19 protein-coding genes are annotated in these 24,883 nt (G+C 45.6%); 12 read left to right on the forward strand and 7 right to left on the reverse strand.

The genetic code is table 11. The features are described 5' to 3' along the window. Positions 1-570: 570 nt before the first annotated feature. Positions 571-1,527, forward strand: coding sequence for a substrate-binding domain-containing protein (locus tag BSQ33_RS18660; protein WP_088134902.1), 957 nt, complete (start codon positions 571-573; stop codon positions 1,525-1,527). Between the two features lie 485 nt (positions 1,528-2,012). Here BSQ33_RS18660 and BSQ33_RS18665 read toward each other — a convergent pair whose 3' ends face one another. The 4 genes from BSQ33_RS18665 to BSQ33_RS18680 are packed head-to-tail and all read right to left on the reverse strand — an operon-like array spanning position 2,013 to position 7,211. Further along, positions 2,013-3,158 carry an MFS transporter gene (locus BSQ33_RS18665; protein WP_021021035.1) on the reverse strand — a complete coding sequence of 382 codons (1,146 nt, stop codon included), beginning with the start codon at positions 3,156-3,158 and terminating at the stop codon, positions 2,013-2,015. Next, positions 3,155-4,723, reverse strand: a complete 1,569-nt coding sequence (locus BSQ33_RS18670; RefSeq protein ID WP_088134903.1) for a cache domain-containing protein — start codon at positions 4,721-4,723, stop codon at positions 3,155-3,157. Before BSQ33_RS18670 ends, BSQ33_RS18665 begins: the two co-directional genes overlap by 4 nt. After that, positions 4,720-5,724 (reverse strand): gamma-aminobutyric-acid receptor subunit beta, encoded by a 1,005-nt coding sequence (locus BSQ33_RS18675; protein WP_088134904.1) that lies wholly within the window; start codon positions 5,722-5,724, stop codon positions 4,720-4,722. Before BSQ33_RS18675 ends, BSQ33_RS18670 begins: the two co-directional genes overlap by 4 nt. Continuing rightward, positions 5,721-7,211: a pyridoxal-dependent decarboxylase gene (locus tag BSQ33_RS18680; RefSeq protein ID WP_157721441.1), complete on the reverse strand. Its 1,491-nt coding sequence runs from the start codon at positions 7,209-7,211 to the stop codon at positions 5,721-5,723. The genes BSQ33_RS18675 and BSQ33_RS18680 overlap by 4 nt, the downstream gene beginning before the upstream one ends. Before the next feature lie 260 nt (positions 7,212-7,471). Between BSQ33_RS18680 and BSQ33_RS18685 the strand changes: the two genes are divergently transcribed. After that, positions 7,472-8,080, forward strand: a complete 609-nt coding sequence (locus tag BSQ33_RS18685) for a Yip1 family protein (RefSeq protein ID WP_021021039.1) — start codon at positions 7,472-7,474, stop codon at positions 8,078-8,080. 98 nt (positions 8,081-8,178) lie between these two features. Here BSQ33_RS18685 and BSQ33_RS18690 read toward each other — a convergent pair whose 3' ends face one another. Then, on the reverse strand, positions 8,179-9,222 hold the full coding sequence (locus tag BSQ33_RS18690; RefSeq protein WP_021021040.1) for a helix-turn-helix domain-containing protein: 1,044 nt from the start codon (positions 9,220-9,222) through the stop codon (positions 8,179-8,181). A 438-nt stretch (positions 9,223-9,660) separates the two neighbouring features. Next, positions 9,661-12,111 carry a beta-glucosidase gene (locus tag BSQ33_RS18695; RefSeq protein ID WP_088134906.1) on the reverse strand — a complete coding sequence of 817 codons (2,451 nt, stop codon included), beginning with the start codon at positions 12,109-12,111 and terminating at the stop codon, positions 9,661-9,663. An 810-nt stretch (positions 12,112-12,921) separates the two neighbouring features. Here BSQ33_RS18695 and BSQ33_RS18700 point away from each other — a divergent pair. The 8 genes from BSQ33_RS18700 (at position 12,922) to BSQ33_RS18735 (ending at position 22,945) form a co-directional block, all read left to right on the forward strand. Further along, positions 12,922-14,706 carry an ABC transporter substrate-binding protein gene (locus BSQ33_RS18700; RefSeq protein WP_088134907.1) on the forward strand — a complete coding sequence of 595 codons (1,785 nt, stop codon included), beginning with the start codon at positions 12,922-12,924 and terminating at the stop codon, positions 14,704-14,706. A gap of 11 nt (positions 14,707-14,717) precedes the next feature. Continuing rightward, positions 14,718-15,671: an ABC transporter permease gene (locus BSQ33_RS18705; RefSeq protein ID WP_021021043.1), complete on the forward strand. Its 954-nt coding sequence runs from the start codon at positions 14,718-14,720 to the stop codon at positions 15,669-15,671. 10 nt (positions 15,672-15,681) lie between these two features. After that, on the forward strand, positions 15,682-16,569 hold the full coding sequence (locus BSQ33_RS18710) for an ABC transporter permease (protein ID WP_021021044.1): 888 nt from the start codon (positions 15,682-15,684) through the stop codon (positions 16,567-16,569). Then, a complete protein-coding gene (locus BSQ33_RS18715) occupies positions 16,566-17,576 on the forward strand; it encodes an ABC transporter ATP-binding protein (RefSeq protein WP_021021045.1) in 1,011 nt (336 codons plus the stop codon). The genes BSQ33_RS18710 and BSQ33_RS18715 overlap by 4 nt, the downstream gene beginning before the upstream one ends. Further along, positions 17,573-18,547 (forward strand): ABC transporter ATP-binding protein, encoded by a 975-nt coding sequence (locus BSQ33_RS18720; protein ID WP_088134908.1) that lies wholly within the window; start codon positions 17,573-17,575, stop codon positions 18,545-18,547. Before BSQ33_RS18715 ends, BSQ33_RS18720 begins: the two co-directional genes overlap by 4 nt. 689 nt (positions 18,548-19,236) lie before the next feature. Continuing rightward, the gene (locus BSQ33_RS18725; protein ID WP_088134909.1) at positions 19,237-21,069 is read left to right on the forward strand and encodes a M4 family metallopeptidase; all 1,833 of its coding nucleotides are present in this window, start codon (positions 19,237-19,239) and stop codon (positions 21,067-21,069) included. Positions 21,070-21,324: 255 nt separating this feature from the next. Next, positions 21,325-22,095 carry an alpha/beta fold hydrolase gene (locus BSQ33_RS18730; protein WP_021021048.1) on the forward strand — a complete coding sequence of 257 codons (771 nt, stop codon included), beginning with the start codon at positions 21,325-21,327 and terminating at the stop codon, positions 22,093-22,095. Between the two features lie 97 nt (positions 22,096-22,192). Beyond that, the gene (locus tag BSQ33_RS18735) at positions 22,193-22,945 is read left to right on the forward strand and encodes an SDR family oxidoreductase (protein ID WP_021021049.1); all 753 of its coding nucleotides are present in this window, start codon (positions 22,193-22,195) and stop codon (positions 22,943-22,945) included. A gap of 98 nt (positions 22,946-23,043) precedes the next feature. Here BSQ33_RS18735 and BSQ33_RS18740 read toward each other — a convergent pair whose 3' ends face one another. Further along, entirely contained in the window at positions 23,044-23,247 is a 204-nt protein-coding gene (locus tag BSQ33_RS18740) for a hypothetical protein (RefSeq protein WP_021021050.1), read from the reverse strand. A 755-nt stretch (positions 23,248-24,002) separates the two neighbouring features. Here BSQ33_RS18740 and BSQ33_RS18745 point away from each other — a divergent pair. Together BSQ33_RS18745 and BSQ33_RS18750 are read left to right on the forward strand one after the other, a co-directional pair. Continuing rightward, a complete protein-coding gene (locus tag BSQ33_RS18745; RefSeq protein ID WP_027694299.1) occupies positions 24,003-24,215 on the forward strand; it encodes a cold-shock protein in 213 nt (70 codons plus the stop codon). A gap of 274 nt (positions 24,216-24,489) precedes the next feature. Next, positions 24,490-24,849, forward strand: coding sequence for a MerR family transcriptional regulator (locus BSQ33_RS18750; RefSeq protein WP_021021052.1), 360 nt, complete (start codon positions 24,490-24,492; stop codon positions 24,847-24,849). The last annotated feature ends 34 nt before the right edge of the window (positions 24,850-24,883 follow it).

A 24,883-nucleotide genomic window follows, 5' to 3' on the forward strand; every position in this document is an offset into this window, starting at 1 on the left:
AGTGATATGTATTGCATGAATTCTTACCTATCTCCCCACTCTAAGTAAAGGCGATATAAAGATTATACCCAAGTAACCTCAAGATGCAGGATTCAGAGTGTCTTCAATCGGCGTCATTCAAGGAAAATGTCGTGACAAAAATGGGTCGTAAATAAAGTAGCAGAGCAATCGACAGGCATAAAAAAAGCCAATCACAAGATCGTGATTGGCTATCAATATGAACAAATTAGGTTCACTAACAACGTCAGTTGGCTAGGTGACCCTCGGCTTAATAAGGGTCGATGTATATAAAGCACAATGCGTGCCACTTTTTCAATAAATTATAATTAATTGATTTTGTTGATTTTAATTTTAATGCCTTGGGTTTTATTGCATGTACAGACATAGTGTAAATGCAAAATGAAAATCGATTATCATTTTGCGAAAACACATATTCGGAGTCGAACGGGGAAAAAACGGGACAGTGGGCGCTGCGTGACATTGGCTACAAGTTTGAATTTCTTCACCCGTAACTATGAAATCAGACTTATAATGATCGGGATAATGTCATGACGACGAAGAGACAAAACGATGAATTTCAGGATCGTATCCGCTTTTATCACTGGCTGTATCCTTACGCTAATCGTTCCCCTGAGCGCCCAATCCGCCTCGAAAGAGAGACAAAATTGCGTCACGGTGATCACATCCGGCAGTACCAGTCGACCGTTTTGGTCAAAAGTTATTGAGGGTGCGACGCAAGCAGGCAAAGAGTTAGGATTGAAGATCTACGCCAGAGGAACCGTTGAAGATTCCGATTCTGCCGGGCAAGCATTCGTGTTAGACAATACAATGAAGCTGTTTCACTGTCGTGGTCTCATCATTGCACCGTCAGATGTTGGTCGTAATCAGGACATCACTCACTTAAAAGCAAAGGGGATTCCGGCGATCTATATTGATCGGGATACCGGCGGTGATCGGCTTGCTTCTGTGACCACGGATAACTATGCTGCAGGAAAACTGGCCGCGCAAAAAATGGCAGAAGCATTAGGCTATCACGGTAATGTTATCCTTTTCCGGCTCAAGCCAGGCGTTGCATCGACTGATGCGAGAGAGCGTGGTTTTGCAGATGAGGCTCAGAAGCTCGGACTGACGATCATTGCCGATACTTATTTGGGCACACAAGTTGGTAATGCACGTTCAAGGTCAGGAGAAATTCTCGATCAATTTAATCAAATCGATGGTATTTTCACCCCGAATGATACCACAACGATTGGTGTGTTAATTGCGAGCGAAAAACATCTGAATCAATCCAATGTCGTTCATATCGGCTTTGATGAGCAAAAAATCATGGTTGAAAGCCTCAAGAAGGGAAAACTATACGGCTACGTGGTTCAACTACCGTTCAAAATGGGCTATCAAGGCGTCTGGCTCATTCATCAAGCACTTCAGGGTAAAACGGTTCAAGGCCAGTTACACACGCCAATTGAGTTTATCTCTCGTCCGCAATCCAATGCAGCCAAAGCAACAACAGCATCAGAACCGCGATAACTCATCAGCGAATATTGAGACTGAGGGTAAAGCGATCCCATTGACCGTAAAAAAATCTCATTGACATTTGCCCCATAAAAAAAGCCAATCACAACAATCGTGATTGGCTATCAATATGAACAAATTTGGTTCACTAACAACGTCAGTTGGCTAGGTGACCCTTTGGCTTAAAAGGATCACTGTTATTAATGCACTATACATGCCAACTATTTTATTAAATTTAACTTACTGTTTTAGTTGATTATTTTTTATTAAGCAATCGATTTATAGCATATTGACTCATAATGTGTTTTCAAAATGGAAATATATTCTCATTTTGCAAAAAACAGCACCCATCAAACATAATCAAGACAATCTCCGGTAATATTTGTATACCCAAATGACCTCAAGATGCAGTTTCAGCGAGAATCACTGGGCTCAGAGGCAAGGCAGAGATTTGAGTCATAGCCATTCTATGGCGAGAATCTCTTATATCAAAACCCACTTTACTCATATGTTCGCCTCGGCACCAACATCTCGTACACCGCAAAAACCAGTAGCAGGCAACCAAATACAATGAAGACCGTGGTCATCCCTTCGGAACCAAATGTATCGAGCATCGCACCAATCAACAGTAACCCAATAATGCCCCCAAAAGAATCCATTAGGGTGTAACTCATATTGGCCGACATTTGATCCTGTTGGCAGAAACGTTCTCCCATCACCGTCAGACCAATCCCGTAGATTCCTCCCATACATCCCCCCCAGACAAACAGTAACGCCAACGCAACCCAATACTTGGCATAAACCGCCATAGACAGAAACACCGCACAAACCACGGATCCGAAAATACAGCACAACACCACCGTACGGCGGTTCAAAATCGATGCAAAGGCGCTCATGAGAATACCAAGGCTGACACTGCCGGTCATAAACATGGTGAGTAATAGCTGCGCTTGTGGTTCAGATAACCCGTTATGGAGTCCGTACAAGGTCAAAAAACCCGGTAACCCAAAAAAGCTGATTCCCCCGACAAACGCAGCCACCAGAATAATTTTGGCGTGCCGAAAGGCGAAACTGAACCGGACCACCCCCAAGCGATGCATTGCCTGCCCCCTTGCTTTCAGACCGAGGCACAAGAGTAACGGCAACAATGTAATCAGCGCACCAGTCTCAAACCGCCACGCGAGCGTGAGATGAATCAGTTGGACGATGATCGGCCCTAAAGCGATGCCACAAGAGAGTGCCGAAGAGTACAACCCCATCATTAAACCTTTCGTTTTCCCTTGCACGCTAATATTCAGCCAAGTCTGCAATAAAACCAGCAGCATCCCCGTGGACAAACCGTAGCTAAAAATACTGATCAGCCATAAGCCGTAGTATCCTGCATGAGCCATCAGTAACAGGCTCAGGGATCTGAACAATGTTAATATCAACAGTGAAATCAAGATCCCAAAGTGACTCAGATACTGACTCAATGGGCGGTAAAACAATAGCACGCCAATAATTTCAAAAGCCATCGCGATCCCGATAGCCGTATTACCAATCCCCTGATCATCCATCACTACGGGAATAGTGACATAGTTAATGCCGGAGGAGAGCTGAACCAGTAAGGTTGCCATGATGAGTAGTATCGGTGCATAAGTTTTCATTCGCTCCGCTCCTTACTGACTTGCCAAGTGATTTGTAGGATACCGTCTTCTGTCAGTGTCAGTTCACTCCCCAGTTGTTGCAGCAAATAAATAACTTTTAAAAGGTGGAGCTCCGTTGCCGACAGAGCGGCCAACCGATGCGTCATATCGTGTGCGGCTGAAATTTTGAACAGTCGCCGACACCGTGTCCATTGCATCTCATCCTGAATTGAAATGACGGTCACCAACTGCCAGTGTGCGAGACTTTCTTGCGCGATCTGGGTTTGAGCCTTCACTGGTTGCTGTAACAGCTGACTGAGACGGTGGTAAAATTCACAGAAAATCTCCAACAAAATTTGGCAATCACCCTCTACCGGGTGCTGCATCTCACCTAACCATTGATGAGATGCATACCCGCCCCGTTGTATGCTCGTATTCAGCTTGTCGAACCAGTCTGCCAAATAAAATGACTCCGACACGGTCGTCATATCGCCAAAACTCAATGCATAGTGATAAACCGCTTGCTGGTGGTTTTCCGTGCTGTTGGCCTGATTGAAAGCTCCGGTCAGATTTGGCGTATCTGTTTGTTCAGCGGAATATTGCTCAGGGGAATATTGTTCAGGAGGATATTGCTCTGAAGGATGTCGTTCTGAAGGATGTCGTTCTGAAGGAGAACGCTCAGGAGGACAGTCGCTGATGCTGCCATTTTGGCGCGCCCTGTGCATCGGTTGATCACCCGATATGCGTTGCTCATTGTCAGTCGGTTGGTCACGGTACGCTCCCGGTAACCGCTGAAAGCAATATCGTACGATTTCCAACAGAACATCCCGACGATAACGCATGTGCGCCAAGGTCTGTGCGGCTTGCTGCTCTGTCGTTTCCAATACATGAAGATTATTCACATAAGCACGACGAATCCACCAAACCACCAGACCGGCAATGAGTCCGATAAACAAAATGATGATCTTTGCTTTACCGAACACGCGTTGAACCTGACTCAGTCGCTTATAAAACCCGCTTAGCTCTAAGTCCATCGCCAGCACACCGACAAACTCCCCTTGCGCGTCATAAAAAGGCGCATAAGCACTGATAAACGTGCCCCACTGATCCTGATAAGGCACGCTTGAGACGCTGACTTCCTGCTGCGTCAGTGCTGCCACTAATTCCTGAGGCGCGTCATCATAAAGTGTCATTAATGCCGGCGGCGGATCCGGTATCCCATCGCCATCACCGTCATTCTGCGGGCTGGGGTTCACGACAAAGTAGACCCCTTGAGGTTTGAGAATACAGGTGTAGATATATCGCACCCCTGTCGCAGCCTGCCGAATATGCTCCATATGCATTGCCATGGTGTAATATTCCGGCTCATCCGGTGATGTGTCTGCCTGAAAATGACGATGGATATCACCATCTAAAGTGGTCGCCGATGCACTGACGGTTGACATCAGCCCGGCTTTAATCTGCCCTTCGAGTGCACTGACGGATTTGGCATATAACAGATAAGTCGTGATGCCTAATAATCCAACGAATACAGCAGCCGCAAGGGTTGCATCAAACCATGTCCGAGTCGATTGAGAAAGTTTCATAAGCCACCATTCACCCCGATGAGTACACTCATTGCAATTAGAAATAAGGCAGGGAAAATGACCCGGCAACGCGGTATCACATGTTCAACCGGCCGTCCTTTTTCATCCTGAATTTTGACGAAGACAATCACAATAATTGCTGCAAATATACTGACATACCCCATGATCACCATCCGCTCGATCAACGTGGTGTATGGCAGCCTCGGCAACAAACTACTGGTATAAAAGGTGTAAGCAACTACGGTCAGCATCATGGTGAAAGAGGTCATCAGACGTTCAGAAAAGCCTTCAATCCAAAAGACCGCCCACGACGCCACTAAAATCAAAGACAGCGGCAAAATGAAACGCCACAGGTAATAATCGGGTTTACGTAATGCCTGAATGCTAATCGTTAAACGCGAGAAGTGACTCAGCATGCCGCTTTGTAAGTGTGTGTAGTCCGAACGACTCACGCGCGCCTGAGGCTTTCCTTGCATTTGCCATTCGCTGAGCGCTTGGTTTTCCAAGGCTTCAACATTAATCCGGGCGGTGCCAAATACGAGTTGTTGCTGCTCATAAGAAAATGGTTCCATCATCAGTACAAAGGTCTGATGATCAAAGGGAAACTGACGAAAATCCATTGTCGTCGTGAACAGCCCCTGAAAGCGCTCATTGTACGTCACCCGACCATCCGCGGAGATCACCACCCGTCGGTTCGCGGTCTGACGCTGGCCGATGATATTGATAAACTCAAATGCCGGTACCCAAAGCCCGTCACTCATCAACTGATCAGCGTGACGATTCTCATAAACCCGCTCACCACTGGCAGGCCGGTAAGTCCGATCGGGTTCATCCCAGGACGTCACCAGATAACCATCGACTTTGTAGGTCTGATCGACCGTATTTACGCCATAGATTTTGTTAATCGAGACTGACGTATCCACCACATATTGCGCATATAGGGCTGGAGAACAGAACCAAACCAAGCTGACAATTAACGCTCGTATCTCTTTTTTGATCATATAAAACGCTCCGCTTGCGATGCCGAATCATCAGATAGTGCCCCGGAAAGATGGCGCATTGACCGCAGATCAGTCAGTGGATTTTTGGGTCGGGATATGCATGAAAAGGCATTGGCATGAGCGAGGGCATCCAGTAATCGCTCAATCGCAGCCGGAGTGACATGGCTTAAGATGACAACGTGACACATCCGCTGTAATCGCCCATCGCTCATCACATCATTTTGTGCCAAAGAAAATTGTTCGATCACTGCCGGATTGGGCGCAGTAAAGCGGACAACATTACTGTGATGTGGCCGCGGCATCACACACAACTGTTTGCCGCTTGGATCGAACTGCTGAAATAGCTGTTCGATGCGGTGCTGGGTATGATTCGCCAGATGTTCATTGGCATCAGCCAACTGTTGCAAGCCAGCCTTGCCCAGTGTGACAAGATGATCCCATAAGTAGAGCGCAAAGATGCCTTGCCGGGAGCCAGAAACCGTTGAATCCCGGCTACCGATATAAACCGGCCGGGCAGACGAGCCGACTTTATAGCGTGCTTGCATGAGATAAATCCCGCAAGCCCACGGCATACCCAGCCATTTATAAGGGCTGGTACACAGCGACATCACTTCCGGATGACGAAATTCATCGGGCTCATCCGTGATGGCAAAAGGTGCAGATCCGACATGTAAATACGGTGAGAAATTGACTGCCAGTGCCCCATCAATATGGATCCAGTAACGCCGTTGTTGTGGGGTATTGTTCCCCAGTAATGGTTTCAGGCGCGTCAGAATCGTATGAATCGCATCGCTGCCACCGCTAAACGTGGTGCCATGATTCAGCACCAAAATCACCGGATATTGCGCAGCGGTGAAAAACTCAACCAACGCATATAGATCGTCAATGATCACCGCATCATTTTCATCAACAGCCAATGGCTGATACCAGTTGCCCTGATTAATCGGGCACGCTCCCAAGTCCGGCCCGATATCGTGGAATAAACCAACACCAAGCATTTGACTGGCTTTATAAATCGAATAATGGGTCGCCCCCGAACAGATCAACACCGGCGGAGAATCAGTCGTGGTCGCCTCAGCATAGCCTTCAACCGAGTCTTCAACCGGATGTCCCCGTAAGAAATCCCGCGCATTCCAGAGCGCATAAAGATTCCCTTCGGTTGACCCCATTGCGGTCACATATCCCCAATACTGACGCTGGGTATGCGAGCCGGCAAAACCACATAACCGGGCATAATAATCCAGCACTGCCCGTTCAAACTGTTTTGCATTAATCCGGTAGCTGCCGTCTTCGAATCCGTCACCGAGATTCAGCAAATTCAAAGACAGAAAAGGCAACAGTCGTGGCGGGAATTCAACCTGTTGGTTGGTCTGATATCCCAGAAAAGAGGCCTTTTGCTGATCCAGTGTCATAAAGTAGTCTGACAGAATCGCCTCTTTCTCAGCCTCACTCAAACTGTCTTCCCCGATTGCCAATTTGTACTGCATGATTTTCATTACCTCATTTGATGACGACTGACGCTCTCAACCTCTGTCGATATAAATGTTGTTGATTTAAATAACGATAGATTAGAGAGATAGCCGTCCGATTTCGCGGTGAAACAGAGAGGTTAAACGGGGAGACAAATGCAAATGATTCTGATTGTGTGTCCTTGAAGAGTTCGGTCTATACTGATCAATACTGGTTAATATTTGACCGCATCGTAAACGAGAAAGTCATTCCGACAATAGGAAATAAGGGGCTAACGATGAGTAATCATGTATGGGGATTATTACACCATCCGGAACGCGAATGGCGTGAGATTAATGCAGAACACGAAACGGTCGGTCACCTCTATTTATACCATGTGTTATGGATGGCCGCGATTCCGGTCGTTGCATCATTGATCGGCACAACACAAGTCGGGTGGACATTTGGTGGCGAAGAAACTTACAAAGTTTCTCTGATGGATGGGCTTGCCCTCGCCGTTGCATTTTATGCTTTAATCTTGCTCGCTGTTGGCCTTGTCGGTAGCCTGATTTACTGGCTCGCCCGTAAGCTCCCCGATCGTCCATCACAGCGTGACTGTATTATCTTTGCCGGATACATCGCCACACCGATGTTCTTGAGCGGTATTTTTGCAATTTATCCGGTGTTCTGGCTTTGCCTGCTCGCCTTAGTGAGTGGGGTTATCTATACCGCTTATCTGCTGTATAAAGGCACACCCAGCTTTCTGGGGATCAGTCATAAACGTGGCTTCATTCTCTCGGGGACTACACTCGGAGTCGGTGTGTTGATTCTGGAAGCGCTACTGGCGGTGGTGGTTCTCCTTTGGAGCATGGGCTCTGAACATAGTGTCGTTTGGCAGTTCTTTTAACCGCACTTCAGACATCATTCAATCAGCCACGCGATCTAATGACGGCAAGTGATAAAAATACCCATTCGGTCGTGTGGCCATGCCCTTCAACTCCCGACTCAAGACTCGTTAACGGGTGAAGAGGAACGGTTTGCTAACTTCTTCCGATATTGAATCGGTGACATGTTGGCATGCAGTCGAAAAAATCTTGAAAACACCGCCTGCGAAGAGAAGTAAACCAGCTCACTGATTTCTTTAATACTTTTTTGGGTTTCAACTAACAACTCACAGGCTTTATTCAGCCGCACCCGATTCAACACATCAGTAAAGGACTGATGATCTTGCCGTAGCTTATTGTTCAGTGTCCAACGGCTCATTTTTAAATGGCTGCAAACACACTGGAGTACCGAATGTTCATTGTGAATATGCTGCTGTAACAGCAACGACTCAATCAGTTCTTCCACCACCACCACAAATGTTTGCTGGTCATTGATCTGACGGCATAACCCCGCCAGATGCATTTTTTGTAACTGATTCAGTTGTGGGTTGAAATGATGATTGGACGCTTGCAGCGAAGGACTTTCAATGATCAAAGAATTCTCACGCTGATGCAGTAAACACTGGGTTTCCAGACAATCATTGACGATATGCCGGGAGAGCGGCCCCACATGCGTCAGGCTGGCCTGAACCGACATCACTGGCAGATAAGTTTTAAGCAGTTCCCGACAGATGATGAAATTGCCCAATGCACTGGTCGATAGTTCTTCGGGGCCGTCATCGACATAAGTCAACTTGATCCGATTCCCCGCAACTTGCAGATCACAGCGATCGCAATTACCAATCAGCATCCGGTAACGAATAAAGCTTTCTGCCGCCTGAACCGCTGAAGATTCATTCATGCATAAGCCTATCAGTTCGGGAAATTTATTAAACAGTGACTGAATTGACGACGACTCATAGATATACCGATTATATTTCATCGTTTCGAGCATGAACTGGTAGTGTGTTCGCTCGGCAAGCCTGCCATTGGGCCGATTGAGTTCATAATCGCTGATGCCACAGCGTTTTAAAATCGTATCAATATCAATATCGTGTAGCGACAACTGTTGAATCATATTACGCGCTAATACATTAGAGACACTTTTCTCATATCTACCGTTCATCGTTGCTCTTTCTCTGAAACTTTGAAAACCAAATCATTTGTCCGAATCAGCCTGACTCTCCGATTCATCGACATATCAAAGGCATAACATCTGAAATCTCGTTTCACCCATACCACGTCTCTCCGCTGCCCCTGCGCGAAAACACATGCCAGCACGAGTTTGGTGCCAATTTAACAAAGATTCTGGTTCAGAAATGATATCGCTGAGTGATAAAGGGATACGACATGACCACAAAATATAATTGTGCAATATAAATCATACTGTCCATCACGATTAATAACTTTATTGTTATTACCCATTCGTGACTATCAATTCGTGACTATCAATGCGTTACTATCAATGTGTGATGACCCGCTTGGTGATGAGCAATGATGCTGTCGGTGATTTGTGATGATAAAAAAGGCGGGACAAAGCCCGCCAAATGATGCAAACATGTTGTTATTCTGCGACAGTGACAAATGACGCTGCCGTCACCCCTTCCTCCAGTGCCAGCGCGCCCGGTGTGGTATTCTCAACCACTATTTCTTTGCGCACCACAAACGGAACCGGTGTAACCGAAGTAATATCGGATGACTGACTGACATAGACCTGATAAGTCCCCGGTTCAACAATCCACTGATTCTTATCAGGATCGAAGCTCGCCAATGTCTCCGGTGATATTTCCAGCACCATCCGTTGTGATCTTCCGGGGGCCAGTTTTCTGGTTTTAGCGAATGCTTTGAGTTCAATGTTAGGTTTTTTCAGTTTCACTTCAGGCGCAGCAACATAGACCTGAACCACTTCTTTACCTGCGACATCGCCCGTATTCGCGACCACGGTTTTGAGCAACACACCTTTTCTCGGATGACGATGATTCAGCCCATTAATCAGCACTCTGGTGCGCGATAAATTGAAAGATGTGTATGACAATCCGTAACCAAACGGATACGCGACGGGTTTGTTAAATGTCTGGTAATAACGATATCCGACATAAATATCTTCATTGTAATATTGATGATCCAATTCACCGTCGTTATTTTCATCGACACCGGGGAATGTTGCCGAAGACGGAACATCCGCATAAGACAATGGAATGGTTTGCGCCAGTTTGCCGCTTGGATTCGCCTTACCAGAGAGAATATCAGCAACTGCATCACCGGATTCTTGCCCCGGCATATACGCCAGTACAATCCCATCGACTTGATCCTGCCATTCACTCATATCAATCACACCGGCAATGTTCAGAACCACAACCACCTTTTTATCCTGCGCATGGAAAGCATGGGATACTGCCGAAATCAGCCCCCGCTCAGTTTCAGACAACAAATAGTCACCACGTTCGGCTTTACGATCGGCCGCTTCACCCGCAACACGACCCAAGGTGATCACGGCGACCTCACTCTGTTGTGCCGCACTGCTGATTTGTGAGCCCAAATCGGTCACGGAAGGTTCCGTACAGCTCACAATTTTTGACACGCCCAAACTACCCGTGGTGATCACTTTGTTTGCTTCAAAATAATCGTTATAGAATGATGCCAATCCTTGATTCACCGGGAACTGTTTTGCAAGCCCATCAATAATGGTCGTTACATGATCCGGATGAACATCCCCGCTGCCGGTCCCCCCTTTCAAGGTATTGATCTGGGTAATCCCAAAAGAAGCAATCGCTTGTGACGTAGCCAGAGGTAAGACTGAATCCTGATTTTTCAGCAGAATAATCCCTTCATCCGCCACTTGTTTCGCTAAGGTCGCATGCGCTTGCAGATTGGGGTTATTCGAGATGGGATAATGCTTCGCAGATGGTGTTTTCAAAGCCTGAGCGACGATGTGTTGTACATTGCGATCGAGGGTTGCTTTGGTTAAGTCGCCTTTTTTATAGCCCTCAACCACATATTCATGCCAATCACCTAAACCGGGAACAACCGAGTTTTCGCCACCGGGCTGAATCACATCAACACCAGCGTTCAAGAGATCAATCGGGTTGTAGCCCGCGAACCAGTCGCTCATTGCTAAACCATTGAATCCCCATTCATGACGCAGGATATCTGTCATCAGATCAGCACGTTCACCACTGTTCACGCCATTCACCTGATTATAAGATGACATAATACCCCATGGGTGAGATGTTTTGACCGCATACTCAAAACCACGCAGGTAAATTTCCCGCAGCGCACGCGGTGTCACCACCGCATTGACAAAGAAGCGATTCGTTTCTGAGTTATTGGCGACAAAATGCTTAATGGTTGTTGCCAGACCTTTGCTTTGAACCCCCTGCACCATCGCAGAAGCGATCATGCCGCTGACCAGTGGGTCTTCTGAATAGTATTCGAAATTACGACCATTGAGCGGGTTACGCTGAATATTCATCCCCGGAGCCAACCAGAAATCGACCCCGTATTCTTTTCCTTCATTAGCCACGGCTTCACCAACGTCATGAATCAAATCGGGATTCCACGTGGATGCCATCAATGCACCATTGGGAAATGCGGTGGCATAGTAAGTCTGATTCTCCCCCTCACGCGTCGGATCAATCCGGATACCTGCCGGGCCATCGGCAAGTTTCAGTGCCGGCACATCTAAGTGGCGTTTGTGGTCATACACCCCGTGGATATACCCTGCGACACCATTGACTAATGCTTTTAAATTAACGACTTGATCGGTATCGGGATCCATTCCTGCACCGACTAACATTTTTAACTTTTCTTCATCCGTCATTCTGGCAACGATACCCTTCGCCAGAATGTCATACCTATTATCGTGCCAATTTGCCTGAGTCTGTTGTGATTTTAATTGTTCACTATTTGCTGAATTTTGCACAGGGTCGGTTTTTGCCAAAGCACTGACCGAATATAATCCATAACTGACGAATAGTGTTGATGAAATAATTGTCGTAAGTATCTTTTTCTTCATGTTGAATTCCATACTAGAGTTATTCTTTTCAGATACCGATATACCCAAATCTTCTTGGGTGTAGGGGTTCATTGTGACTTCGAGCCTTATCGTGCAAGGACATGCGACGACAATAGCTGAATTTCACATGGGGTCACATGATGTTCAGGCGTATATTAATTGATTTTCATAACGGATGTTTTTGCCTGTCGGTGATTTTTTTTGCATAGGAGGGAATTATTAAAAAATGTGATTATAATCAGAATAACAAGGTGTCATATTTACCGATAAAAACTGTTGTTCATTGTCTTATAAATTAAGAATACTCGCTATTTCATATTTAAATATTCATCATCGTTAAAAAAGTGTGTAATAATAAAAATTCGCCGTAAATTGAAATTAAAAGGGCAGAGACATCATCAGATAAATATATCTAATCGATCATTATCTACCTTAAACAATTATTTTCTTGCCAGACGGATTCAACTCCGAATACACCGTCAGCAAAGACATAAACCCAAATATGAACAAGGTTTTATATTAACAAGTATCGTTGAATTCTCTCACAATCATTCGCATCACTTCCATGATGAAATAAACCGCATTTTTTCCTCATTATATTTAAACAACACTTTTTAATATCATCATTTTTTGTGATGAGGCGCACTTTTTAATCCAGCCTAATTCATATTTTTCACACAATTATTGACATAGTACAGATGCCTTGTGTTTTATAGACATGTTTAGCAACAACTCACATAGTGTTGCGCGTGAAATTCACCCATAACCAATTTCACACCCACATAACCATAAAATACAAAAGGAATTTGTATGTCACGATTGAGATTACGCCCGCTGGCTGTCGCGCTTGCGGCTTCACTGATTTATGTCGGCACACCGGCATTTGCAGACACCACCTCATCAGCCCCCAAAGTATTACGCTTTTCTGAAGACGGAACCCCGACAAATTTTGATTCGGTTCAGTCCGGGACAACCTACAGCAACACCATTGTCACCGCTGTATACGACACCTTATACGAATATAAATATCTGAAGAATCCGTATGAATTAAAACCAAATCTTGCCACCGCGATGCCGGAAGTTTCCGATGATGGGCTGACGTATACCATCCATATCAAACCGGGTGTTCATTTTATCGATGATCCAGCCTTCCCGGATGGCAAAGGTAGAGAAGTCACGGCTGACGATTTTATCTATTCAATCAAACGCCACTTTGATCCCAAAAACCGTTCACAAGGTGCTTGGTTATGGGCGAATAAAATTGCGGGGGTCACAGCATGGAAAGAGGCTGGTGCGGATTATAGTAAACCGCTCGAAGGACTGAGCGCACCGGATAAGTACACCATTCAAATCAAGTTGGTGAAACCCTACCCACAACTGGTCTATACCCTGGCGATGGGTTATTCAGCGCTCGTCCCTCATGAAGCGGTCGAAACTTATGGTCGTGAATTCGCCACTCACCCGGTGGGCAGTGGCCCGTTCAAACTCATTTCACACGACTCAACCAAAACGGTGCTGGAGAGAAACCCGACTTACCGTCATGAAGTCTTCCATCTTGCTGAATCAGGTTACGATCCGAAAGTTCAGGGCGAAACGGGCATTGCAGCTCTGGATGGAAAAACACTGCCACGGGTTGATCGCGTCGAAGTCAACTGGGTGAAACAAGCATCTGCGCGGTGGAATTCATTCAGCAAAGGCAATGAAATCATCAATACCACATTGCAAAATGAACAGCTCGATACCGTGCTGTCATCCAAACACCCGGTAACCCTCAAACCGGAATATGCCGCAAAATATAACTTCCGCGCTCAACGTGAAGCAGGCATGGTGTTTAACGTGTTCAACTTCGATGATGAGTATTTGGGTCATTCGGACAACCCCAAAACCAATGCGCAAAATAAAGCATTGCGGTGTGCCATTATTAAATCATTTGACTGGCCACAGCGTATCTCGCGCTTTTATTTAGGGCTTGGTGAAGCCTATCCGGGTTTCATTGTTCCCGGAACCGATGCTTTTGATCCGAATCTGGACAAAAGTTCCATTACACAAGATATTGCCGGAGCGAAGAAACTGCTGAAAGAGAACGACTGGAATGCTCGCAATTTACCGGTCCTTTACTATCCGGCGACATCCACTGTCCGTTATAAGCAATTCTTCGAACAGTTCCGTGGCAATTTGATGAAAATCGGTTATCCGAAAAATAAGATCAAATTCAAACCTTATGCGACTTTCGGTGACTTCAACCGGGATATTAAGAACAGCCGGACTCAGATGATCCCGATGGGCTGGGGGCTCGACTATCCCGATGCCGAAAATACGCTGCAACTCTTCTACGGACCCAACCGCTCTCCCGGCTCCAACAGCGCAAACTACAATAACCCGAAATATAATGCGTTATTTGAGAAAGCGTCGGTGATGCAACCGGGGCCAGAACGGACGGCCATCTATCATCAGCTCAACCAGATCTTAATCGATGACTGTGTTGGGATCGGCAGCTTCTCACGTACCCGGGTTCGGATGTGGCACAAAGATGTCACGATGTGGCCACAACGGGAGATCCTCGGTAACTACCTCAAATATATTGATGTGCAGTAGAGGTCTCACACATGGATACACTCCGTTATTGTCTGCGGAAGCTCATTTATAGTCTGCCACTGCTGTTTGGCGTGACTCTGATTAGTTTTGTGCTGATGGTCTATTTCGGCCCGGATAAAACCTATGATTTATTAGGCCGCAATCCAACGGTCGAAGAGATCAATGCGATTCGTCATGAGCTTGGCTATGACCAACCGTTCTGGGTTCGTTATCTACACTATCTCCAGCAAGTGGTCACCTTTGACTTTGGTTATTCCGACTCGAGTGGCGAGTCGGTTACCACCATTCTCGAACGGACAATACCAATCTCACTGCTGCTGGCATTACCGGGTTTTATTTTAGGCCACTTGATCAGTATCGGGTTGGGTCTGTTTGCATCGCACTACCGTGGGCGTTGGATTGACAAACTCGTCATGTCTTCATCGGTGATTGGGATGAGTATTTCTTACCTCATCATCATCATCGTATTGCAATTAATTTTCTGCTCCAGTTACGGGCTGAACCTATTTCCGGTATATGGCTGGGAAGTGAATTCCCTGAGTAGTTATTTGTACTATGTGACGGTGCCGACACTCTGTTCGATTTTTGTTTCCGTTGGGTACAGCACCCGGTTTTACCGCGCCCTTTTTGTCGAAGAAATGACCCGGGATCATATTCGTACCGTCAGAGCGTTCGGCCATTCCCACCTGCAAGTGTTATTCAAACACGTGTTGAAGAACGCGCTGATTCCGATCCTGACACGAATTGTGTTTTCTATCCCGTTCGTGATGATCGGCGGGTCTCTCTTGCTGGAGAGTTATTTTGGTATTCCCGGTGTCGGCCTGATTACCTACAACGCGATCACCACCGGTGATCTGCCGGTACTCAAAGCCGTTATCGTTCTCCTCACGCTGGTATTTATCGTCATCGTCAGTACGGTCGATATTCTTTATAAACTCGTCGATCCTCGGATCTCACTCAAATAAGGGGCACTCGATGACTGAAACGATTCATACAACTCAGGATACAAGGCAGAAACGAGAATCACTCTGGTCTAAAGGCATTGAGAAATTCCGCAAAGATCGCATCGGGATGATCAGTTTAGCCATTGTGTTGGTTTATTTTTTCATTGCGATGCTGGTCTGGTTCGGTTTGATTGCCCAACAATGGGATGTCTTACAAACAGCAGGACAAAGCGGGCCGAGTGCTGAGCATTGGTTCGGGACCACCATCAACGGACAAGATATTTTTCAACGGGCAATTTACAGCACCAAAACTGCATTTGAGGTTGGGTTGGTTGTCGCCGTACTCGCTACAATGATAGGTGCGCTGACCGGCTCTCTGATGGGCTACTATGCCGGATCGCTCCTCGATGAATTCATTCTGTGGGTGATGAACTGTATCGACTGTATTCCTTATTTCTTACTGGTCGCTGCGATTGCCGTCGCCATGGAAGGTAATCCTTACGCGATGCATACGGCAATGACACTCGCGTTTTGGACGGGTACCGCCCGGGTGATTCGCGGAGAAGTGATCAAGCTAAAAAATATGGAATTTACCGAGGCAGCTCATGCGCTCGGCGTACCGACCTATCGCATCATCTTCCGCCACTTAATGCCCAATACCAGCCATATTCTTTTGGTTGAGATGACTTTACTGTTTATCACCGCCATCAAGAGTGAAGTCATTCTGAGCTTCCTCGGATTGGGTGTAAAAGAAAGCATCAGTTGGGGGCTGATGATCGCGGAAGCCAGTACCGAAGTGACTTCAGGCCACTTCTGTAACTTTTTTGCTGCCTCCGGTATGTTGTTTGTACTGGTGCTGGCATTCAATTTATTTTCAGATTCGCTCCAGGATGCGTTAGATCCAAGGAAGGTGTCATGAACGCAACAGACCATACCGTGACAGTGTCGACAGACCCATTGCTCAAAGTGGAAGGACTGACCGTCGATTTTCAGACGGATAAAGGGATCGCCCGCGCAATCAACGGCATCAGTTTTGAAGTAATGCCCGGTGAAAGCGTCGCGATTGTCGGTGAATCCGGCTGCGGAAAATCGGTCAGTTCGTTGGCGGTGATGGGGCTGATCCCAAGCCCGCCGGGTAAAATTGTCTCCGGCAGTATTCGCTTTCAGGGACAAGAGTTGGTGGGTATGAATGAAAAAGCCTATCGTCAATTACGCGGCAACGATATCTCGATGATTTTTCAGGAACCGATGACCGCTTTAAACCCTGTACTAAGAATCGAAACGCAGATGGTGGATGTGATTCGCAATCACCAGCAGATTTCGCGCAAACAGGCTGCGATTCGGGCAATTGAAATGCTCCGTATGGTTGGCATTCCGTCACCGGAGAAACGTATTCGCGAATACCCGCATCAGCTCTCCGGCGGCATGCGTCAACGCGTGATGATCGCCATGGCGCTCTCCTGTCGCCCCGCCCTGTTATTGGCCGATGAGCCGACCACCGCGCTCGATGTGACTATTCAGGCGCAGGTGATGTATGAAATCAAACAGTTAAAACAATCCTTGAACATGGCGGTGGTGTTGGTGACGCATGATTTGGGTGTCGTCGCTGAATCTTGTCAGCGCGTCGTGGTGATGTACTGTGGTGAAGTGGTGGAACAAGGGCCGGTTGAGGCCATTTTCAGTCACCCGAAGCACCCATATACGCAAGGATTACTCCAATCAATCCCTGTTGTTCGGCAACAGAAAATTGCTCGCCTGCCAACCATTGAAGGCATGGTTCCGGACTTATTTCATCTGCCGACAGGGTGTCGTTTTGCTGACCGCTGTGACCGTGTCACTCAGACATGTCGCCAAAATACGCCAGTCCTGACCGGACCGCCAGAACACCAAGCGGCATGTTTTCACATAGCAGAGGCCTCCAGATGAGCGATATATTATTAGAAGTCAAAGGCTTGGAAAAACATTTCTACGCCGGGAAATCATTATTTAAACGTGCTCGTTCCGTCTGTAAAGCCGTCGATAGTGTGAGTTTCAAAATTCATCAGGGGAAGACCCTCGGGTTAGTCGGGGAATCGGGATGCGGTAAATCAACCCTAGGACGCTGTATCCTGCGTCTCATTGAGCCCTCGGCTGGCACAATCACCATCTCGGGACAAGATATTACCCGAATGAATGCTCGCGAGCTCAAAGCGATGCGTAAAGAGATGCAGATGATTTTTCAGGATCCATTTGCTTCTCTGAGTCCGCGAATGACTATCCATGATATTCTGCGTGAACCGCTGGATATTCATAACATTGGAACGGTCGCACAACGCGAGGAGAAGATTGCCGAGGTGATGCATACCGTCGGGCTCCGTCCTCAGGCACTCAATCGTTATCCGCATGAATTTTCCGGTGGGCAACGACAGCGGGTCGGCATTGCCCGCGCCCTCGTTTTAGAGCCGAAGCTGATTATTGCGGATGAGCCTGTCTCGGCACTGGATGTTTCTGTGCAGGCGCAGGTTCTCAACTTGATTGCCGAACTACAGGAAACCCGGGGCATTTCGTTTCTGTTCATTGCCCATGATCTGGCCGTGGTACAACACACCTGTGATGAGGTTGGGGTGATGTATTTGGGTAAGATTGTTGAAAGGGCACCAGCAGAAATTCTCTATCGTCAGCCCAAACACCCTTATACGCAAGCATTGTTATCTGCGATTCCCGTGCCGGATCCAACCCACAATACCGAGCATGTACCACTTATCGGTGATATCCCCTCTCCGCTCAATCCCCCGAGCGGCTGTGCCTTTCACCCTCGCTGTAAGTACGCCACTGAACGATGTTCCCGCGAGGCGCCGACATTGACACAAACACAAGGCGATCACTGGACTGCATGTCACCTTTATCCGGCCAGTTAATGGCATAGGAAGCCACCACCAGACACGCTATCGATTCAGTTCTGACACTCCCCCCTGCTCACATGCGATATGTGTGTGAGTCGGGGCCTTTATCTCACCCACACGAACAACATACCAGATCGATTCAGAGACGCCATTGGGCCCAGATTGTCACGATTGATTTACATTTACACACACAAATAAACAAACGCCCATAAAAATAAACATTATCCAATTATTACAATCAGTTAGGTGATTTTTTTCTTTCACTGATGAAAAATACGTCTATAGTATATTTGAAAGAGTGACAAATATGAGTGAGCCAAAGCCTATCATCTCAGGATAAACGTTATTAAATAATACATTTATGAATAAAATAAAAATAAATAACACCTCTCGTTATTGATATATTTGTGTATTTTTAAATTGTCACAAAATTATTAATTAATCCAGACACCTTCCCGAGTCTAACCTCAATAAAAACCTGAACTTACCCACTTCAAAAAATAAATCGATTACATTTATAAATATGTAAATTTTTATAGACATAACTAAAAAAATTTTTGTTTTTTTTTGCATTAAAGACTAGACGAATTTAAAAATGTTCAGCATTGTTGTTATGCATTTTATCGCACTAGCGATTGCAATAGGGTTAATTACTGACATTTCAGAAATTAATTAATTAAAGAACAAATCTCTAGGATTGAGAAATGAATAAAATACAACGTCACATTCATTGGGTATTCGCTGCGAGTCTCACCGCTGCATTGCCAGTATCCGCTGCAGAAATGGTCACCATGCAGGATAGCTCACAACTTGATCAAGTTCTGAACACACAAGCTCATAGCGTTGCACCGCTCGAAACAGGCTTCAAAGAAGTCAAACAAGTGACATTACCAAATGGTAAAGTAAAAGTCCGCTATCAACAGACTTACATGGGCATTCCTGTTTATGATACGTCCGTTGCTGCAACCTTAACGAAAGGGGTCGCTTCAGGTACAACTGATGTTTATGGCGTTGTTGCTGAAGGCATTGCCGACGATATTGCCGTCGCATCCCCATCGATTGCGCTCAAAGAAGCAATCTCAATTGCTAAATCTTATTATCAACAACAAACTGTCAGTATCAACGCTGCTGAGTTTGAAAATGAAAAAGCCGAACTGCTGGTACGGGTTGACGAAAACAATCAGGCACAGCTTGTCTATCAGGTAGACTTTTTCGTTGCTGATGACCACCCTTCACGTCCATTCTTCTTCATCGATGCAATCAATGGTAATATCATCAAGACTTGGGAAGGTCTGAATCATGCTGAAGCTCGCGGCACAGGCCCTGGCGGAAACAGAAAAACCGGCCAGTATAACTACGGCACCGACTACCCAGGGTTTATTGTCAATAAATCTGGCTCAACCTGTACCATGAATAACAGTGTTGTGAAGACCGTGGACCTCAATGGACGAAAATCTGGAACCACGCCTTACAGCTACAGATGTACAACATCATCGAACTACAACGATTATAAAGCGATCAACGGTGCATACTCGCCATTAAATGATGCACACTTCTTCGGTAAAGTTGTGTTCGATATGTATCAGGATTGGTTGAATACATCACCACTGACCTTCCAGCTCACCATGCGCGTCCACTATGATACAAACTATGAAAACGCATTCTGGAACGGCTCCAGTATGACTTTTGGCGACGGTGGCAGTCAGTTCTACCCACTGGTTGATTTGAATGTAAGTGCACATGAAGTCAGCCACGGCTTTACTGAACAAAACTCAGGTCTTGTTTATGAAGGCATGTCTGGTGGTATCAACGAAGCGTTCTCTGATATTGCCGGTGAAGCAGCTGAATACTTCATGAAAGGCAGTGTTGACTGGCAAATTGGTGCATCCATTACAAAAGGTTCCGGTGCACTGCGTTATTTTGACCGACCTTCCCGCGATGGCCGTTCAATCGACAACGCTTCTGAATTCTACAATAGTCTGAACGTCCATTACTCGAGTGGTGTATTCAACCGGGCTTACTACCTGCTCTCCAACAAATCAGGCTGGAACGCTCGTAAAGGCTTCGAAGTCTTTGCGGTTGCAAACCAACTGTACTGGACACCAACTGCAACATTTGACCAAGCGGCTTGCGGTGTCTTCAAAGCGGCGAAAGATCTCGGCTACAGCACTTCAGATGTCACTAGCGCATTCAGCACTGTTGGTGTCAATGCTTCATGTTCATCTGCTCCACCATCTACGGGAAGTGAACTGAAAAAAGGTCAGTCTGTCACTTTATCTGGTAATCGTGGCTCACAGACTTACTATGCCTTTAAAGGTGATGGTTCAAACATGACTGTCCAAATCTCTGGTGGTAGCGGTGATGCGGATCTCTATGTGAAAGCCGGCAGCCGTCCAAGTACAAACTCATATGATTGCCGTCCGTATAAAAGCGGTAGCAATGAGTCATGCTCGATCAACTCTCGCAGCGGTACAACCTACCACGTGATGTTGAATGGCTACTCCGCATACTCTGGTGTTAAACTGAGTCTAAGATAAGACTTGGCTCGATGCCTGTTTGACACCTAAGTCAACGCATTTAAGCCAACATATTTATATCAACAGTAAAAGCGCATGGATGCATTCTCCATGCGCTTTTTTATCGCCGGACGTTTGATAGCCGAACTGGGGCACAATCCAAGCTAGCGACCGATATTTATTTGTGATGACGTTTTAATTTCTGTTATAAGTGAAGTATGACGCGACGCAGAGCAGCATATGTCACACCGCTGTTGCAAGTAACGAGGAAATGAAATGACCAGTCAAGGTGACTATATCGAAATCAACGGGACTTCCCTTTACTACGAATGTTCAGGGAACTCAGATGGGGAACCACTGGTGATGTTACATGGCGGACTAGGCTCCCGGCATGATCTGCGACCCATTCACCAATATGTTGCTCAAGATTATCGTTTAATCAGCATCGATTTTCGGGGACATGGCAAGTCCCTGCTCGGTGACCGCCCCCTCAGTTACTTACAATATCAGCAAGATGTCCAAAACGTCCTCAACCACCTCGGCGTTGAACGTTATTCAATTTTTGGTTTTAGTGACGGTGGCATTGTCGGGTATCGACTCGCAGCACAAGCACCAGAACAAGTCACTCGTCTGATCACATTAGGGTCTCATTGGCGGTTAGAAGCAAACGATCCATCCATTGGAATATTCAAAGGGTTGACCGCAGATTTTTGGACAGCAAGATTCGCTGATGACGTCGCCGATTATCATGCCTCGAATCCGGAGCCAGATTTCCCAAAACTCGTCGATGCCGTCAAGGCCGTATGGCTTGACACAACCGCATCCGGCTATCCACTTGAGCAAGTTGAACAAATCCGTTGCCCGACATTAATCATGCGTGGTGACAATGATTTCTTATTTTCACTTGATGAAGCAGTTTCATTAAAGTCCAGAATCACCAAAGCTGCATTTGCCAATCTTCCTATGGCAGCGCATGCCGCCCATCAAGAGTCCCCCGAATTGGTTGGAAAAATTCTCAAACAATTTTTGTCACAACCTCAAAATTAACCCGACTATTGCCCCGACGCTTATCACTGAAGCATGTTTAGATCATATTCAGTGAGCGATATAAGCGTCTCACATTGAGAATGTATAAGGATAGACAATGAAGCATCAAAAGGTCGCGATCATTACAGGCGGAGGACGAGGCATCGGAGCCGCAACCGCAAAAATTTTTGCACACCATGGCTATGCCGTCTGTATCAACTATAAATCTAATTCAGCATCTGCCAATCATCTGGCACAAGACATTACGGCACAAGGTGGTCGTTGTATCACAGTACAAGCGGATATTTCTCTTGAAGATGAGGTGTTGCGTTTGTTTGAAACAGTGGATCAACAATTAGGTGCTGTATCGGTACTCGTCAATAATGCCGGCATATTAAAACCTCAGATGCGCTTAGAGGACATGAGCGCCGACAGAATCAATACGATTCTGACCAATAATGTCACAAGTTACTTTTTGTGTTGTCGGGAAGCGATCAAACGTATGTCGACTCGGCGCGGCGGATTGGGTGGGGTCATTGTGAATGTTTCGTCAGGTGCAGCTCGTTCGGGAGCACCACATGAATATATTGATTATGCCGCATCAAAAGGCGCTATCGACACCTTAACCAAAGGGCTGTCGTTAGAGGTTGCAGCCGATGGCATCAGGGTCAACTGCGTGCGTCCCGGTTTCATTTACACAGATATGCACACTGACGGTGGTGAGCCAGAACGCATTGAAAGGCTAAAAAGCGTCATTCCTCTGCAAAGAGGCGGATTACCGGAAGAGGTTGCCGAGGCAATTTATTGGTTAGCTTCTGAAAAATCATCATTTTCGACAGGAAACTATGTGGATGTAACCGGAGGCTTATAACGCACAATAGGCAAAACAGGAATGAGGCCAAATGATGTGGAAGTGGCGATACCGACACACCATTATGACATTCGTCAGTTCAGCGGATGCTTATCGGATTATTGATGCTGCTTAAAGAAGCGCTCAGCGCTGGCAAAGAGAGATTCACAATGTTTTTTCTGCTTACTATAATCAGCAGAATCTTCAGACATGCCGTTCAGAACTTCTTGGGCACTATGGTATTCTTTCACCATCACTTCGAATTTGGCTTCATAACCGCTTTTTTTATGCTTTTTGGGAGATTTATCGCGTTTCTTTCTCATTCTTGTTCCTTTCTAAACAAATTTCGTAAAGGTCATGGGCAAAGATTGAAATCAGAGTTACTTTATTTTTATCAAAATCACCGGCACTTAGATAAATGGATGATCTATTTCAGTACCAATATTCATTATTATCTAAAACTCTAACTCACAATATGACCAATTATTTTTGTGACTACTACACCCAAAACGCTTATATTTTCAGGATTCATCATTCACCTAAACAGATAGATATGAGGCTATTTAATGGAAGATAAAGAATAAGTTGCTACAGGCGTTGTATAACGAAATGACTCGAAAGAAAACTAAGAAGATACTCGAACTATATGTCTCATTAATAGCTCACGTTTAGGAGCTGGGGCCACTATACACTCATTCCTATAAATAGATAGTGATTTTCTATTTTTTCCCATCGCACCCAAATTTTCGCGTCGACTGACGCAATGACACAAGCAGCAAGTATCAGTAAAAAAACCGTTATATCAGCATGTTACTACTCAGTACGCGTTTAAACAGGTCACAGTTCAAGGCCATAAAAAAATAAAATGAGAAAAAGATAGCTTTTATCAGATTCGTCGGTATACTGTTCATCAGCTCTTAAGAAAAGAGCTATTTATTTACTTTAAGATCAAATTTCTCTCGGTTCTACATCGATTTTTCGTTTGCGTACCTACGATAAAATATATATCTCTAAAATAGATAATAGCGCTTATTAGCTAACAACACTTAATATTAAATTATCAAATATAGAGGTATCTATGTCTAATAAAACAACTGGTTCAGTAAAATGGTTTAACGAAACGAAAGGCTTTGGTTTTATTTCTCCAGATAACGGTGGTGATGACGTATTCGTTCATTTCCAATCAATCGTTTCAACAGGTTTCAAAACTCTGAACGAAGGCCAAAAGGTATCGTTCGTTGTTGAACAAGGTCAAAAAGGATTACAAGCAGCGCAAGTCACTGTCGTGTAATACTTAGTGTGGCGTCAGCATCCGCTGATGCCACTCAAATATCTCAGATTCAATCTCCAAATCTCGCTCCCCTCTCTATTTCAAAACTCATTATTTCCTCCTTGTAAAACATCAATCATTCGTCTCATCAATGCAGTCCGAATTTCATAAGAGATCGTTGCATCATACATGTGTGTTTCAGCGAATTTTAGCAATAGTTTGACTTGTCTTTTTACTATCCTATGCAACAATTGTTATACGTGATAATAAGATGTGAAAGAACAAGGAGATAGCTGTGTTCATCAATGAAGCATCAAAACAATCTGGCGCGACTCAACGGGCAATCAGACTGTATGAATCTCTCGGATTATTGAATGTTTCCCGCTCAGGTAAATATCGAGTTTATAATCAACAACACATCAGTCTGATCAAGATTATCAAAGAAGCGCAAACACTTGGGATTCAACTCTCCGATCTGGTCGCCTTAAAAAGTGATCAAGAAGATTTAGACTGGGCATTAGTGAGCGATTTTCTAACTCAACAGCAAAAAATCGTTGAAGAAAAAATAAAAACATTAGAAATACAGAAACAGCGTATTGAAGATTATCGCATTTCGATTGACCAGTGTATTCGAGGGGTTGACTCTGACCTTTAGGTCAGAGTTTAAACTACGGACCTCAATACAATAC

The sequence above is a fragment of the Vibrio gazogenes genome (assembly GCF_002196515.1).
Lineage (GTDB): Bacteria > Pseudomonadota > Gammaproteobacteria > Enterobacterales > Vibrionaceae > Vibrio > Vibrio gazogenes_A.